Consider the following 15,279-nt stretch of genomic DNA (forward strand, 5'->3'; position numbering starts at 1 on the left):
CCCCGCGCCCGTGATCAGCCGCGGGCCTCCGGGCTCCCGCCGATCGAGCGCCGCGCGGATCCGGCCGAGCCGCCCCGCGCCCAGCCGGCGCCCGTCGGGAATTGGTCGTCGCGGTCCCAGCGCCGCGTCGTGATCATCGCCTGCACCAGGAGACGGCACTCGTGCAGCAGGTTTTGGTCGACTCCGGGATAGTGCTCGCCGGCTCGGGGCGCAAGGTGTATTGATCATGAGCGTTGTTGACGCTGGGGGGTTGATCAACAGGGAGGACCTCCGGTGTGGTGGAGGTGTCTAGGCTCCACACCACGCCCGGAGGTCCGTGTGTCCCACCCTAACGCCCGGTTGACGTTCCAGGGCAGACAGTTGCTGATCCAGCGGGTCGCCTCGGGGCGTCCGGTAGCGCATGTCGCCGCGGAGATGGGCGTCTCTCGCGCGACCGCCCACAAGTGGGTCCGCCGGTGGCGGACCGAAGGCCTGGAAGGCCTGTTCGACCGGCCGAGCCGGCCACGGTCCACGCCGCATCGCACCCCGCCCGGGATCGAGGCGAAGGTGATCGCCCTGCGCACAGAACGCAAGCTCGGCCCGGCGCGGATCAGCCCACTGGTGGGCGTGCCCGCCTCCACCGTGCACCGGATCCTCACCCGGCACGGAATGAACCGCCTGGCCTGGATGGACCGCCCCACCGGACGGGTCATCCGCCGCTACGAACGCTCCCGCCCCGGCGAACTCGTCCACGTCGACATCAAGAAACTCGGCAACATCCCCGACGGAGGCGGCTGGCGCGTCCACGGCCGCCAAGCCGCCAAACGCCACCGCGTCGGCTACAGCTACCTCCACAGCGCCGTCGACGACCACTCCCGCCTCGCCTACAGCGAGATCCTGCCCGACGAGACCGCCACCACCGCCGCCCTGTTCTGGATCCGCGCCCGCGCGTTCTTCCACCGACACGGAATCACCGTCGAACGCGTCCTGACCGACAACGGACCCTGCTACACCTCCGCCCGCTGGCGCCACGTCCTGGCCGCCGGCGGCATCACCCACAAACGCACCCGCCCCTACCACCCCCAGACCAACGGCAAGGTCGAACGCTTCAACCGCACCCTGACCGAGGAATGGGCCTACCTCAAGCCCTACACCAGCAACCAACAACGCGCCGACGCCCTGACCACCTTCCTCCACACCTACAACTACCATCGCAACCACACCGCACTCGGAGGCCAACCCCCCATCACCCGCGTCAACAACCCCACGGGGCAATACAGCAAGGGGGGTTCTTCGGGCTGTGGATATCCGCGGCGCCCCTTGTTTACCAGGGGTAGGGGATGGTGGGCGGGGTGCGCAAGGGGGTTCTTCGCGCTGTGGATAACCGCGAACCCCCCTTGTTCACCAGGGGTAGCGCTTGGTTCATGGCGAGCGCAAGAGGGCTGGTTGGTTCTGTGGAGAAACGTCACGGCGGGGCGGCTGGGGGTGGGGCAGGGCAGGGCAGGGCTACCCCGGCGCCCGAAGACCTGGGCGCCCGAAGACCCGGGCGCCCGAAGCCCCCGGCGCCCGAAGACCCGGGCGCCCGAACACCCCCGGCGGCCGGCTCCGCCCCACCCGGCGCCCCGGGACACGGCGGAACCGGCCGCACGTTCAGCGCCGTCGCAGCACGAAGTCGCCGGCCGTCCCGACCTGCGCGAACAGCACCCCGAGACGCCCGCTGAGCACATAGTCGCCGTGCGGGGTCACCGCGACCGTCGTCGGGTCCTGCACCGGCCAGGGCTGGTCCTCGATCGTGGTGGCGCTCCGCCAGGAGTCGTCCGACCCCAGCAGCACCACCGCGTCCCGCCCGGCGGGCGAGTACTCCGCGATGCCCAGGTTGTTGACCACCACCACGAGCGTGCCGTCCGGCCGCAGCGCCATGCCGTCGATCGTGGTCAGCCGGTGGTCCAGGGTGACCTCGGTGACCTCCGGCCGGGTCCGCCGCCGCAGGTCGACCCGGAAGATCCGGCCGCCGTCGTAGCGGGCGAGCAGCAGGTAGCCGTCGGGGTGGTGGACGATGCCGTTCGGCCCGATGTTGTGCGCCGCCCAGCGCGGATCGCTCACCAGGGCCGTCGCCGTGCCGTCGGGCGCCACCCGGAACAGGGTGTCGGAGGCGGAGTCGGTGACGTAGGCGTTGCCGCGGTCGTCCAGGGCCAGGTCGTTGGCGCACGACCGCTCCCGCCCCATCAGGATGTCGACCAGCCCCAGGGTGGCCCCGGTGGCGAGGTCGAACACCCCGACGCCCGACACCGGCGGGGCGTCGGTCGGGTTGTACTGACGGCGGTGGTAGTCGTTGTAGGCGACCAGCAGGCGCCCGCGCCGGGCGTCCACGGTGAGGCCGAGGATGGCGCACTCCCCGATCCGCGGCACCAGCTCGGTCACCGTGCCGTCGGGCGTCACCACCGAGACGCTGCCCCCGGTGGTGGAGCTGACCAGGAACGCCTGCCGAGTGGGATCCCACGCGACACCCTCCGGGTACAGCTCCGGCGCGGCGACGACCAGGGTCTCCGCCAGCGGCACGGCGCCCGCCCGCCGGCCCAGGGCCGCCGCCGCGCGCGGGCCGCCGTCGAGTGAGGCCGCGAACGCCGCCGACGACGCGCCGGGCAGCGCCCCACCCAGGGCGCCCACCGTGCCGGCCGCGCCCACGGCGCAGCCGGTGGCCAGGCGGAGCAGGGAGCGGCGGGAGGGGCGGCGGGTCGGATGGCCACCGGGGGAGTGCATCGGCGAGGGCGGCAAGGGTCGCTCCTTCACGGGTTCGCGGATTCGCTGGATCGCTGGATCGCTGGATCGCGGGTTCGGCGGGTTCGCGGTTCGCTGGATCGCGGACCGCGCGCCTGATTCGGCTGTCGCGCGGTCGTGGCGGGGAGTTCGTCGGCGCGGTCGTGGTGCGGAGTTCGTGGACGGGGGCGTGCGGGGCGGGCGTGGGTCGACGACCGCGGCGCGCGGCGTTCCACGCCGGCCCGGTGTCGACCCGGTGGCGGGCCGACACCGGGCCGGCGGAGGAGGCCCCGTGGCGCACGATGCTGGTGAGACCCGCTGGACTCCTGGTCCACCGTCACTCGAAGCCGAGGTCACAGCGGCGCGTCCTGGCCCGGACGGACCCGGGGGACCGGGCGCACACAGCCGCACAGCCGCTCGGCAACCGCGATCGGCCGGAGGAAAACTGCCCGTAGCAGGCTCGTAACACGACGGTGGTCGCGGGCCCCGGCGGATCCCCGCGAGGATGGGGCCCCCGCCCGCGAGCCCGATCGTCGGTGGGCCGGCCACACGCGTGTCGGGGGCGCCGACGGCGCACGCCCCCGTCGGCCCGTCGGTGCGCCGGTCCCTCGACAGCGGCCCGCCGGACGCCCGGTGGCCGCCCGTCGCCGGCCGTCCATCACCGACCCGTCGCCGCGCGCGCCGGCATTCGGGAGCGTGGGCCGTACACGACGTGGTGCGCCTGGCCGGACCCGCCGGATGGCTCCGGAACGGACCCGGCCGAGGGGTGCCGGCACGCGAGTGGAGGACGAGCATGGCCGTTGGCCGTCCGGGCAGCGCACACGACCCCGCGCCGAGTCCGCCGACCGACCCCATGGGCGCGTCGGCCCCGGGCGCCGGCCCCGGGGAACTGCTCCGGCAGTTGCACGCCGCCCGCCGGGAGCGCCGGACGGCCGCGGAGCGGGAGCACGCACTGCGTCAGGCGGTCGACGTGCGCCGCCACTACCTGGAGGAGCTGGCCCGTGCTGACCGCCCGTCCGGCGGCGACGGCACCGAGTCCGTCCGGACCCAACGTGAACTCGCCGACCTGCACGTCGAGCTGACCCGGGTGTGGGAGGAGCACGCCCGCGCGGCGGACCGCTGCGCCGCCCTGGAGCGGTGGATCGCGGAGGCGGGCTGGGTGGAGCGCCCGGGCCCGGCGGGCACGCCGTCGCTGCTCGAACCGGCGGGGGAGGAGGCGGGCAGGCGCGCGAGCACGGGAGCGGACGCGTTCCACGCTCCCCGGCGCCCGGAGCGGACCGATCGCACGCCGCCCGCCGCTGCGGTGCACGGCGCCGCCCCGGCCCAGGCCCCCGATCCCGCCCCGGCCGCCGTGCCGACTCCGCCCGGGGCCGCCGCTCCGGCCCCGTCTCCGGCCGCCGGCGCTCCGTCATCCCCCGGCGCTCTGCCCGTCCCCGCCGCTCCGTCACCTCCTGATGCCGCGCCGACCGGCCGGGGCGGCAGGGGCGGCCGGGGCCGGACGCGGCCGTCGCGCCCGCGGGGGGCCCGCTTCCACGGGGGCTTCGAGGAGGACGAGGTCGAGGGGCCCGCGCTCGACGCCCCGTTCGGCCTGGTCCTCGACGGCCATCCGGGGGACGCGGCGGGGCAGGCACCCGACTCCGTCCCGCTGACCGCCGAGCCGGTCGCGGTCGCACCCACGCCGCGCGGCGCCCGGTTCCACGGCTCCGCCGGCGGCACCGGCGGCGCCGGCTCCGCCGACGGCACCGGGCGGGGCGGCGGCGCGGCGCGGCGCACCGTGGCCGCCGAGTCGTTGCCCGGCTGGGAACGGGCCCGGCAGTTCGCGGGAGGGCTCGCCGAACTGCGTGCGCAGGGGCGGTCCGAGGCCGTGCACGCCCTGCTGTGGGAGACCGCGGGCTGGCCGGCCGAGCACGTCCCCGCGTTGGTCGTCGCCCTGGAGCGGAACGGCAGGCCGGACGATGTGACGACGCTGCTGTGGGAGGCGGCCTCGCGTGGCGCGGAGCAGATCGCCACCATCGTCGTCGGGCTGCACCGGGTGGCGCCGGCCGGGCACGCCGACTCGCTCCACTACCTGCTGGCGCAGACCGCCTCGCGACCGCCCCGGGAGCTGGCCGCCGTGCTGGCGGCGCTGGGGGTGGGCGGCGTGGAGGCGGGCGAGTTGCTGCGGGTCGCCGTCGGGACCAGGAATGCCGAGGAGATCGCGGGGCTGGTGGAGCACCTCGTCGAGGAGGGGCGTGAGGAGGAGCTGAACGCCCTGCTCACGGCGGCGGTGCGGGCGGAGGACCAGGAGCGCTACCGCGACATCGCCACCGCCCTACGACGCCGCGGCCTGCCGGAGGAGCCCGGCGCCGGCCGCCGTCGGGGCCTGTGGGGCCGCTGACCGCTGACCCCGCGATCCTCGCACGCTCAGCCCTCCGGCCGTCCGCCCGACGACTCCCCGTGGGTGTCCCCGCCCGGCTCCCCGAGCCGTTCGGGGAACGGCTCCCCGAACGGCTCGGTGAACAGCGCGGGGAACGGCTCGGTGGACGACGCCCCGAACGGCTCGCCGACCGGTTCGCGCGCCGGCTCGGCCACGGCGCGCCGGAAGTGCGGGCAGGTCGCGAGGTCGGCGTGCCGGCAGCCCATCGCGCAGTCCAGCATCTCCAGGGCCGCCCGGATCCGCTCCATGCGCTGCCGCAGGTCGTCGCGGTGCCGGGCCATCACCCGGCGGCGCGCGTCGACGTCCGCGGTGGCGAGCAACTGGCGGATGCTCTCCAGGCTCAGCCCCGCCTCCTTGGCGCGCAGGACGGCGGCGACCCGGACCACGTCCGGTCGCCCGTAGCGGCGGCGACCGGCGTGATCCCGCTCGGGCTCCAGCAGGCCCATCGACTCCCAGTGCCGCAGCACATGGGTGGGCAGGCCGAACCGGGCCGCCAGCGCGCCGATCGCCAGCGGGCCATCGGCCTCGCTTGACTTCATGTCGACATTAACTCGCAGGCTGATCCCCATGTCCACGCACCCCATCCCCAGCCCCATCCCGAGCCCCGCCCCCGGCCGCGCCCCGGCCCACCCGTCCGACGACACCGGCGCCCTGATCAGTCGTCTGGACGCGGTGGACGAGCGGCCCGACGCCCGCGCCCTGCGACAACGCTCCTACGCCCTGCTGGGCGCCGGACCGGGCAGCCGCGTCGTGGACGTGGGCTGTGGCGCCGGACGCGCCGTCGCGGAGCTGACCGAGCTGGGGGCACGGGCCGTCGGCGTCGACGTCGACCCGCGGATGCTCGGCACCGCCCGGCGGCGCTGGCCCGCGGCCGACTTCCGTCAGGCGGACGCCGGTCGGCTCCCCTTCGCGGACGGCTCGCTGGACGGCTACCGGGCCGAGAAGGTCTACCACGTCCTCGACGCCCCCGCCCGGGCGGCCGAGGAGGCGCGCCGGGTGCTGGCCCCCGGCGGCCGTGCCGTCCTGATCGGGCAGGACTGGGACGCGCTCGTCGTCGACGCCGACGACGCGGAGCTGACCCGCGCCATCGTGCACGCCCGCGCCGACCAGCTGCCCAGCCCCCGGGCGTCCCGTGGCTACCGCGGCCTGCTCCTCGACGCCGGTTTCCGGGACGTCGCCGTCGAGGCGCACACCAGCGTCTTCACCGAGCCGGAGCTGCTCCCGATGGCCCTCGGACTGGCCGAGGCGGCACGCGCGGCCGGCGCCATCGGCCCGGAGCAGGCCCGCGCCTGGTGCGCGGAGCAGACCCGGCGGGCGCGGACCGGACGGCTCCTGCTGGCCGTCCCGATCTTCCTGGCCGCCGGCCGGCGCCCGGCCTAGCGGCTGCCCGCGCCGGCCCGGGCGTCCGTGCGCCCGCCCGTCCGCGCCCGCCCGTCCGCGCCCGCGGTCCGTGCTGGGCGGTGCCGCCAGTGGTGCTACAGGAGCGGCGCGCGCGGGCCGTCCGGCGCGCTCCGACGCCGGTCGACGACCGCGCGGGCGACGTCGGCGACCTCGTCGGTGGAGAGCCTGCGGTAGCCGTCCTCCGTGACCACGGTGACCAGGGGGAACAGCGCCCGGGTGAGGTCCGGGCCGCCGGTGGCCGTGTCCTCGTCGGCGGCGTCGTAGAGCGCCTGGACGGCGACGGTGACCGCGTCCTGCTCCGACATCCCCTCGCGGTAGAGCTTCTTCAGGGCGCCGCGCGCGTACACCGAGCCGGAGCCGGTGACGGCGAACGTCCGCTCCTCCGTCCGGCCGCCCGTGACGTCGTAGGAGAAGACGCGGCCCCTGGCCTGGTCGAGGTCGTAACCGGCGAACAGCGGGACCACCGACAGGCCCCGCATCGCCATGTCGAGGTTGCCGCGGACCATCGCGGTGAGGCGGTTGGCCTTGCCGTCGAGGGACAGCGGCATGCCCTCGATCTTCTCGTAGTGCTCCAGTTCGAGCTGGAAGAGCCGCACCATCTCCACCGCCAGTCCGGCGGTGCCGGCGATGGCGACGGCGGAGTACTCGTCCGCGGGGAAGACCTTCTCGTACTCGCGGTGGGCGATGACGTTCCCCATCGTCAGGCGCCGGTCGCCGGCGACCAGTACGCCCGACTCGAACGTCGCCGCCAGCACCGTGGTGCCGTGCGGCGCCTCGAAGGAGTCCCGTGCCGGAGCGAGCGCCCGGTTGCCGGGGAGCAGGTCGGGGGCGTGCGCCGACAGGAACTCCAGGAAGGACGACGATCCGGCCGCCGTGAAGGCGGGCGGCAGCCCGCCCGTGCTCTCCCAACCGACTCCCATCGAGCCCCTCCCCGCGTCTCCCGTGTCTCCCCGCGTCTCCCCGTGCCGCTCGTGTGTGGCGCACGAGTTCGAAGATCACCCCTTCGGCCGCACCATACCCCGACCTCGGCCTCCGCACGCCTGCCCGCCCCGGCCTCATTCCACGACGGGCGAAGCGGCCTGACGCCCCGTTCGCTCCCGGCGGCCCCTCCGCCGGGCGAGGGGGAACACCCAGGCGGTGGCCGCCAGGCCCAGGAGTCCGGTCACGGCCAGCGGCGGCGCGTGGTGGGTGCGGGCCAGCAGCACGGTCGCCAGCACCATCACCGGGCCGTTCGAGCCGTAGAGCAGCGAGGTGGCCGTGGCCACCATCCGCCCCTGGACGGCTGGCGCGGTACGGACCTGAACCAACGTCAGCGCGCCGGCGAGTATCCAGGGCACGCCGAACCCCCACAGCAGGCTGGACAGCGCCACCGCCGGTGTCCACGGCGGCAGTGACAGCAGCACGCCCACCGACGCCACGAGCATCCCGAGCACCACCGTCCGCACCTCGCCCCACCGGCGGGTCGCCCACCCCGTGGACAGCCCGGCCGCCACCGAGCCGGCGCCCTGCAGCGTGGTCAGCACCCCGAGGAACGTGGCGGGGCGGCCCAGGCCCTCGTCCACGACGGCGAACAGCATCGGTTGGCGCAACCAGCAGCCGACCAGGGCCACGGCGGCGGCCGGCACCACCCGGCGCAGCACCGGATCGTCGCCGAGCCGCGCCGTCGCACGCGGTGGCCTCCGCCCGGGCCGGTTCCGGCGCCACCACTCCCGCTCGGCCCCGTCCTCGGGCTTGCGGGGCGGCTCGACCACCCGCACGCGGGTCAGCAGCACCGCCGCGGCCACGAAGGTGGCGGCGTCCAGTGCGACCACCGGAGGCGCCCCCTGCCAGGCGAACAGACCCGCGCCGACCGCCGGGGCCAGCAGTTTGCAGCTCTCGGCCACCGCCATCCGCACCCCGTGCAGGCCGCCCAGCGCCTCCGCCGGCACCAGCAGGCTGAGCAGCGCCGGCTCCGCCGCCCCGGAGAGCACATAGTTCGCCCCGTAGAGCACCATCACGGCGAACACCACCCACACCTGCCGCTCCTCCCGCACCAGGAACAGCGCCGGCAGCAGCGCCGCCATCACCAGGTTGAGCGCCACCAGGAAGGCACGCCGGGGGAAACGGTCCACCAGCCGGCCCAGCAGCGGACCGAACAGCGTCGGACCCCACACGCACACCTGGACCAGCGCGGCCAGGCTGTCGCTACCGGTCAACTGCTTCACCCAGATACCGGCGACCAGCAGCATCGCGGTGTCCCCGAAGGTGGACAGCAAGAACGCGGAAAGGTACCAGCGCACGGGGGAGGGAATGGCCGGACCGCCCGGCGCCCGCCGTGAAAAAGGAGGACGACGCATGCCCCACATGCTGGCCAGAGCGGTCGCGGGAAATCAAGAAAACTCTGGAAAAAGTCGCCGGAGCTCCGTGCGGTAATGCTGGAAAGGCGCCTGCGGCGGTAAACGCGGCAACTCGGGAGTTGTTTACCGCCGCTCCTCGGGAATGCTGCGGCGGTAAATGCGGGCCCTTCTCCGACGGGGCGGGAATGCGCGTTCCCGGTGGCATAATGAGCACGCGGATATTCGGGAGGTGGGCGTGGGAACACGGGCGGGGGCCGCCGGGACGGCGCCGGTGGAGTTCTCCGAGGCCGTGCGGCGCTATCTGGACGCCTGCCGGCTCGGCCCCGACAGCCGGCGCGTCTACCGCATCTCGCTCGCCCGCTGGGCATGGGTGGTCGTCGACCGCACACCGCCCGCCGGTGCCGCGCGCCGAGGGGCGATGCCGCCACTGGTCCCCCTCGCCGTGCTGGACGAGCCCACCGCCGCCGCCCGGATCGCCCGCACCCACCGGGAGCGGGCCGAGACCGGCGGATCCCGCACGGCCAACCGGGAGCTGTCCGTGCTGCGCGGCGCCTGCGCCTGGTGGTACCGGGCCGGCTGGATCCAGGGCGACCCGGTGGCCGGGCTGCGGATGCACCCGGTCAGCCGTCCCGAGGCCGCTCCGGGCGGCCTGCCGGAGGAGTCGGCGCGGAGCCTGGCGGCGCTGTTCCGGCTGCCGGTGCCCGCCCGCGAGCAGGCGCTGTGGCGGCTGGCCCACGAGAGCGACGTCGGCGCCGCCGAGGCCCTCGCGCTGGACGTGACCGACGTCGACCTCGGCGCGGGAACGCTCCGGCTCCGCCTGCGGCACCCGGACGGCCGGCCGGCGTTCGAGCACCGGCGGTACGGGCGGCGCGCCGCCGCCGTGCTGCCCGCCCTGCTGCTCGGGCGAGCCTCGGGACCGCTCTTCCTCACCGACCGCCGCGCGCCGGCCGGAACCCCTGCCCGCGACCGCTGCCCGATCAGCGGGCGCGGCCGGCTGTCCGTCCGCCGGGCGGAGGACCTGCTCGCCACCGCCTCCCGGCCGCTCGACCCCGACGGCCGGGGGTGGACCTTCGGCCGCCTCCGCGCGGCCGGTCGCTCCACCTGACAACGGCCCGCCTGACAACGCCCCGCCGGAAGACCCACCGCTCAGCCGAGCAGGGCCCCGCCCGAACCGCGCAGCGTGGCGTCCACCCGCTCGCCCTGGTCCCGGAGGAAGTCCGCGAACTCCTGGCCGGTCGCGAAGGCGTCCGTCCAGCCGTTGCGCTCCAACGCCCGCCGCCAGCGCGCCGACCCCCGCGCGACCTCCACCGCCGCCCGCAGGGCCTCCCGCCGCCGCGCGTCCACCCCGGGCGGCGCCAGCAGACCGCGCCAGTTGGTGAAGACTAGGTCCAGCCCCTGCTGCCGCAGCGTGGGCGCCGGATAGTGCGGGAGCGGCCGGCCGCTGGTGACCGCCAGCGCGCGCAGTTCGCCCGCCTGCACCTGGGCCAGGGTCTCCCCGACACCGGAGATGGCGAACGCCACCTCGCTGCGCCGGATCGCCGGGAGCAGTTCGCCGCCGTCGTAGTTCACGTAGTCCACGCGGCCCCGCGGGACACCGACCGCGTCGGCGAGCCGCATCAGCATCAGCTGGTCCGGGCCGGCGGGCGTGGAGGAGCCGCCGACGCGCATGGTGGCCGGCGCGGCGGCCCACGACTCCAGCAGTTCCGACAGTTCGGCGTAGGGCGAGTCCGCGCTCACCACCACGACCTCCGGCTCCTCCACCAGCCGGGCGACGGGCGTGGCAGCGGCCAGCCACGGCCGGGCCTGGCCGCTGCCATCGGCGTAGGCCGCGCCGACTGTGCCCAGGCCCATCATCAGGCCGAGCAGACCGTTCCCCGCCTCGTTGAACAGCCGGGCCAGCGCGACGGTGCCGCCCGCCCCGGGCAGGTTGAACACCTGCACGTCCGGGGCGGCGCCGGTCTCGGCCAGCACCTCGGCGAGCGTGCGGGCCGTGATGTCGTAGCCGCTGCCGGCCGTGTTGGGCACCATCAGGCGCAGCCCGCGCAACCCCCGGTCGTCGCTGCGCAGCCCGGCGGCGAGCAGCGCCAGGGCGCCCCCGCCGGCCACCGCCGAGGTCAGCAGGGTGCGCCGGGACACGCCACGGCCGGCCCGGGGGCCGCTCGGCGTCCGGGCCGCCGCCTCCATCGCCCGCCCCCCTTCCCGTGCTGCCATACCGTGTCGTCCGGCCCTGCTGCCGCCCGCGCCGGAGCACCGGTGGCTCGCTGGACGGCTGCCCGAATCTCCCGTCCATGGTGGCCGACCGGACCGAAGCGTGACACTTGTGTACGTATCGTTCACCGCTGGCGCCGTGGACCGTGCCCGGGAGCTCCCGCAGGATGGCACCCGGAACGTCGAAAGGTCGGGGCCGATGTGGGCGCCGAGACCGAGGAGGACACAGAGTGACAGGGCGGGCGAAGGAGCCCACGCCGCGCGGCGACCGGTCGCGGGCCTCGGTACTCCGCCCCCGGCGCTCCCGGGCGGGGACCACCGGCCGCCCGCGCGGCCGGCACGCCACCCTGGCCGGCCAGTTGCTCGCCTTCCAGTTCGTCATCGTGGCCGCCGTGGTCACGGCCGTCGCCTGGGTCTCCCTGGCGCAGACGGAGAACACCTTCGAACGCGTCGAGGGCCGCCGGGCGCTGGCCATCGCGGAGAACGTCGCCGCGAACGCCCTGCTGCGCGACCGGCTGGCCAACCCTCCCGACGGCGCGGACGACGGGCGGTCGGTGGACCGCACGGACCGCACGGTGACCGCCGTGGCCGAGGACGCCCGCGCCGTCTCCGGTGCCTCCTTCGTGATCGTGGCCCGCCCGGACCGCGTCGTCCTGGCCGCCCCCGACCCGGACGACGTGGGGCACCCGCTCGCCGTGATCGCCCCCGAGGCGCTGGCCGGACGCGCCGCCACGGCGACCGCCGAGGTGGACGGCGCCCGCTCGGTCGTGGCCTACACCCCGGTGCTGGCCGACGGGGGCGCGGTGGTCGGCGTGGTGGCCGTCGGGCACCACTACCCCACGACCTGGGAGGCGATCGCCGCCGCCGCCCCCGACCTGGCCGTCCACCTGGGGGTGGCCGCGGCACTCGGGGCCGGCGGCTCGCTGCTGCTCGCCCGCCGGGTCAAGCGGCAGACCCTCGGCCTGGAGCCGCGCTCCATCGCCGCGCTGGTCCAGGAGCGCGAGGCCATGCTCGGCGGACTGCGCGAGGGCGTGCTGGCCTGCGACCCGGACCACCGGGTCACGCTGGTCAACGCCGGCGCCCGCGAGCTGCTGGGGCTGCCGGCGGACTGCGTCGGCCGTCACCTGTCCGACCTGGGCCTGCCACCGGAGGTCGCCGCGGCCCTCGCCGGCACGCCCGCGCCCGGCAGCGACCAGGTGCTGGTGGTGGCCGGGCGGGCGCTCGTCGTCAACCGCATGCCGATCGCCAGGGACGGCAGGGAGCTGGGCTCGGTGACCACCCTGCGGGACCGCAGCGAACTGCTGGCCCTGCAGCAGGAACTCGGCTCGGCCCGCAACCTCACCGACACCCTGCGGGCGCAGACCCACGAGTTCGCCAACCAGCTGCACACCATCTCCGGACTGATCCAGCTGCGCGAGTACGACGAGGCGGTCCGCTTCATCTCCGGGCTGGCCCGCACCCGGGCGCGGCTCAACGAGGACGTCACCGCCAGGGTCGCCGACCCGGCGCTGGCCGCCCTGCTCATCGCCAAGGCGTCCCTGGCCGCCGAACGCGGCGTGGCGTTCCGGCTCGCCCCGGACACCAGCCTGGGGCGGGGGGACGAGCAGACCTCCGCCGACCTGGTCACCGTCGTCGGCAACCTGGTGGACAACGCGCTGGACGCGGTGGAGCCGCTGCCCGGCGCCAGCGTGGAGGTGTTGCTCAGCGCCGACGCGGACGGCACGACGACGGTGACCGTGCGGGACACCGGGCCGGGGTTCCCGGAGGAGCTGATGGGACAGGTGCTGGCCCGAGGGGTGTCCACCAAGCAGCCCACCGCCGGGCACGGCGCGCGCGGCGTCGGGCTGGCGCTGGTGCGGATGGTCTGCTCGCGGCGCGGCGGCACCGTGGAACTGGGGAACGACGGCGGCGCGGTGGTCACGGTGCGCCTGCCACCGCTGACCGCCGCCACGCCGGCGGCCGAGGGGGCGCCGGCCGAGGGAGTGTTCGCGGGTGACGTCCCGGATGCTTCCGACGTCCCCCGGTCGGCGCGCGCGGCGGCGCGGTCGTGACCGCGGCGGTGGTGAGATGGCGTGGTCATGCCGGGATCGGCGGCGGGGGAGTGGTGCGGAGCGAGGAGCGGGAGCGACCGATGGACGTGCTGGTGGTGGACGACGACTTCATGGTCGCCCGGATCAACCGTGGATTCGTCGAGAAGGTGCCCGGCTTCCGGGTGGTCGGCACGGTGCACAGCGGCCGGGAGGCGGTGGAGGCGGCCGAGCGGCTGCGCCCGGACCTCGTGCTGCTCGACATCTACCTCCCGGACCTGCACGGCATCGAGGTGCTGCGGGCGATCCGGGAGCGCGCGCCGGAGGTCGACGTGCTGGTGATCACGGCGGCCCGGGAGTCCGCCACGGTGCTGGACGCGATGCGCGGCGGCGCCGTGCACTACCTGATCAAGCCGTTCGCCTTCGATGACCTGCGGACCCGCCTGGAGCACTTCCGCGACGTGCGCGGCAGCCTCGGCGAGGCGGCGGCCCGCCAGGCCGACGTCGACCGGGTGTTCGGCACGCCGGCCGCGCCCCCGGTGGCCCGTGGCCTGCCCAAGGGACTGAGCGCGGAGACGGCGGAGCTTGTGCGCGGCGCCCTGCGCGCGGCGGACCGTGGTCTCTCGGCGGCCGAGTGCGCCGCCGAGCTGGGCGTCTCCCGGGTCAGCGCGCGGCGTTACCTGGAGCACTTCGCCAGCCGTGGCCAGGCCGTGGTGCGGCTGCGCTACGGCACCACCGGCCGCCCCGAGCGCCGCTACCACTGGCAGGGCACCGGGGAGTGAGCCGGGCGGGCGCCTCGCGGGCCGTGCCGGGATGGCGGGTGGCGGGTGGTGCTTGCGTGCGCTCGCGTGGTGGGTGGCGCTCGCGTGGTGGGTGGCGCTCGCGTGGTGGCGCGTGGCGCTCGGGCGGCGGGTGTCAGTGGGCGCTGCCATGCTGGAAGTGAGGTCGGGCGCTCCCGGGCGGGGTGGCCCCTCCCTTCGGCACGCACGGCTGCGTCGGCGTGGGCCGTCGCACGCTCCCACGAGAAGACCGTGGAGGACACCGATGCTCACGACGCGCTACGCCCCGGGTGCGCCGAACTGGATCGACCTGACCGTCCGCGACCTCGACGCGGCCGCGGCCTTCTACGGTGCGGTCTTCGGCTGGGAGTTCCTCGGCGGTGGCCCGGAGGTGGGCGGCTACGGGATGTTCCGGATCGACGGGAAGACCGTCGCCGGCATGGGGCCGCTGATGCGGGAGGGTGCCAACCCGGCCTGGACGATCTACTTCCACACGCCGGACGCCGAGGCCACCGCGAAGGCGGTGGAGCAGGCCGGGGGATCGGTGGACATGCCGCCGATGGACGTGATGACCCTCGGCCGGATGGCGGTGTTCACCGATCCCACCGGCGCCCAGTTCGCGGTCTGGCAGCCGGGGGAGAACAGGGGGCTGGATGTGGTGGACGCCCCCAACACGCTGTTCTGGACGGAGCTCTACACGACGGACGCCGAGGCGGCGAGGGGCTTCTACCGCACGGTGTTCGACTGGAACCTGCGGGAGGCGCCGGTCCCGGGTGGCGGAACGTATCTTCTGGTGGCGCCGTCGGGCGGCGGGGAGGAGACCACCCAGGGCGGCATCATGCAGCTGCGGCCGGAGAACCTGGAGGGCGAGACGACCTCCAACTGGCACCCCTACTTCGCGGTGGAGGACTGCGACGCGGTCGTGGCCCGGGCGACCGAGCGCGGCGCGACGGTGCTCATTCCGGCCGTGGACATGGAGGGGGTCGGACGCTTCGCCATGTTCATGGATCCGTTCGACGCCACCTTCGCCGTGCTCACCCCGGCCACCCCTCCCACCACGCCCGGGACCACCTGATGAGGAACGTCATGGAAGGGGGAATCCGAGGCGGGAGCTGAGGCGGGCTGCAGAACCAACACAGGAGAAAACACAGGGGGACAACGGGGACAACACCCTCATCCCCGCCTTGCCCGCCACCTCGCCTCCCCCCCCCCGCCAAGAACCGCACAACCACACCCCCAACCCCCCGTAGGGGGGCCACGAGACCCCCTTCTTCAGGATTTCACGGGGCGTCAGCGAGCCGCAGCCCCCAACTTGCGGCCTGTGGATAACCCTGTCCGCCCCCGCCCCGCCAACCCATCCCCGCCCCGCCCCGCCA

11 protein-coding genes and 1 pseudogene are annotated in these 15,279 nt (G+C 75.4%); 7 read left to right on the plus strand and 5 right to left on the minus strand.

What is annotated here, in order from left to right; translation table 11 throughout:
• Positions 1–318 precede the first annotated feature (318 nt).
• Positions 319–1,260, plus strand: a pseudogene (locus FHU37_RS02425) (IS481 family transposase); the annotation flags it as partial.
• A gap of 369 nt (positions 1,261–1,629) precedes the next feature.
• Here FHU37_RS02425 and FHU37_RS02430 read toward each other — a convergent pair.
• Positions 1,630–2,754 (minus strand): SMP-30/gluconolactonase/LRE family protein, encoded by a 1,125-nt coding sequence (locus FHU37_RS02430; protein ID WP_179812571.1) that lies wholly within the window; start codon positions 2,752–2,754, stop codon positions 1,630–1,632.
• A 775-nt stretch (positions 2,755–3,529) separates the two neighbouring features.
• On the opposite strand from FHU37_RS02430, the gene FHU37_RS27380 reads away from it, so the two are divergent.
• Positions 3,530–5,113, plus strand: coding sequence for a hypothetical protein (locus FHU37_RS27380; RefSeq protein WP_218903916.1), 1,584 nt, complete (start codon positions 3,530–3,532; stop codon positions 5,111–5,113).
• 26 nt (positions 5,114–5,139) lie between these two features.
• On the opposite strand, the gene FHU37_RS02440 is transcribed toward FHU37_RS27380, so the two are convergent.
• Positions 5,140–5,691 (minus strand): helix-turn-helix domain-containing protein, encoded by a 552-nt coding sequence (locus FHU37_RS02440; RefSeq protein ID WP_179812572.1) that lies wholly within the window; start codon positions 5,689–5,691, stop codon positions 5,140–5,142.
• Positions 5,692–5,719: 28 nt separating this feature from the next.
• On the opposite strand from FHU37_RS02440, the gene FHU37_RS02445 reads away from it, so the two are divergent.
• A complete protein-coding gene (locus tag FHU37_RS02445; RefSeq protein WP_179812573.1) occupies positions 5,720–6,532 on the plus strand; it encodes a methyltransferase domain-containing protein in 813 nt (270 codons plus the stop codon).
• 95 nt (positions 6,533–6,627) lie between these two features.
• Here FHU37_RS02445 and prcB read toward each other — a convergent pair whose 3' ends face one another.
• A complete protein-coding gene (gene prcB / locus FHU37_RS02450; protein WP_179812574.1) occupies positions 6,628–7,473 on the minus strand; it encodes a proteasome subunit beta in 846 nt (281 codons plus the stop codon).
• Between the two features lie 135 nt (positions 7,474–7,608).
• On the minus strand, positions 7,609–8,808 hold the full coding sequence (locus FHU37_RS02455) for an MFS transporter (protein ID WP_179812575.1): 1,200 nt from the start codon (positions 8,806–8,808) through the stop codon (positions 7,609–7,611).
• 316 nt (positions 8,809–9,124) lie between these two features.
• On the opposite strand from FHU37_RS02455, the gene FHU37_RS02460 reads away from it, so the two are divergent.
• A complete protein-coding gene (locus FHU37_RS02460; protein ID WP_312892387.1) occupies positions 9,125–9,994 on the plus strand; it encodes a hypothetical protein in 870 nt (289 codons plus the stop codon).
• Between the two features lie 41 nt (positions 9,995–10,035).
• On the opposite strand, the gene FHU37_RS02465 is transcribed toward FHU37_RS02460, so the two are convergent.
• Positions 10,036–11,100, minus strand: coding sequence for a tripartite tricarboxylate transporter substrate-binding protein (locus FHU37_RS02465; protein WP_246449538.1), 1,065 nt, complete (start codon positions 11,098–11,100; stop codon positions 10,036–10,038).
• A 227-nt stretch (positions 11,101–11,327) separates the two neighbouring features.
• Between FHU37_RS02465 and FHU37_RS02470 the strand changes: the two genes are divergently transcribed.
• The 3 genes from FHU37_RS02470 (at position 11,328) to FHU37_RS02480 (ending at position 14,978) form a co-directional block, all read left to right on the plus strand.
• On the plus strand, positions 11,328–13,148 hold the full coding sequence (locus tag FHU37_RS02470) for a sensor histidine kinase (protein WP_312892388.1): 1,821 nt from the start codon (positions 11,328–11,330) through the stop codon (positions 13,146–13,148).
• Between the two features lie 80 nt (positions 13,149–13,228).
• Positions 13,229–13,906 carry a response regulator gene (locus tag FHU37_RS02475; protein ID WP_179812577.1) on the plus strand — a complete coding sequence of 226 codons (678 nt, stop codon included), beginning with the start codon at positions 13,229–13,231 and terminating at the stop codon, positions 13,904–13,906.
• A gap of 262 nt (positions 13,907–14,168) precedes the next feature.
• Positions 14,169–14,978: a VOC family protein gene (locus FHU37_RS02480; protein ID WP_179812578.1), complete on the plus strand. Its 810-nt coding sequence runs from the start codon at positions 14,169–14,171 to the stop codon at positions 14,976–14,978.
• Positions 14,979–15,279: the final 301 nt, after the last annotated feature.

The organism is Allostreptomyces psammosilenae, from assembly GCF_013407765.1.
GTDB classification, from domain to species: domain Bacteria; phylum Actinomycetota; class Actinomycetes; order Streptomycetales; family Streptomycetaceae; genus Allostreptomyces; species Allostreptomyces psammosilenae.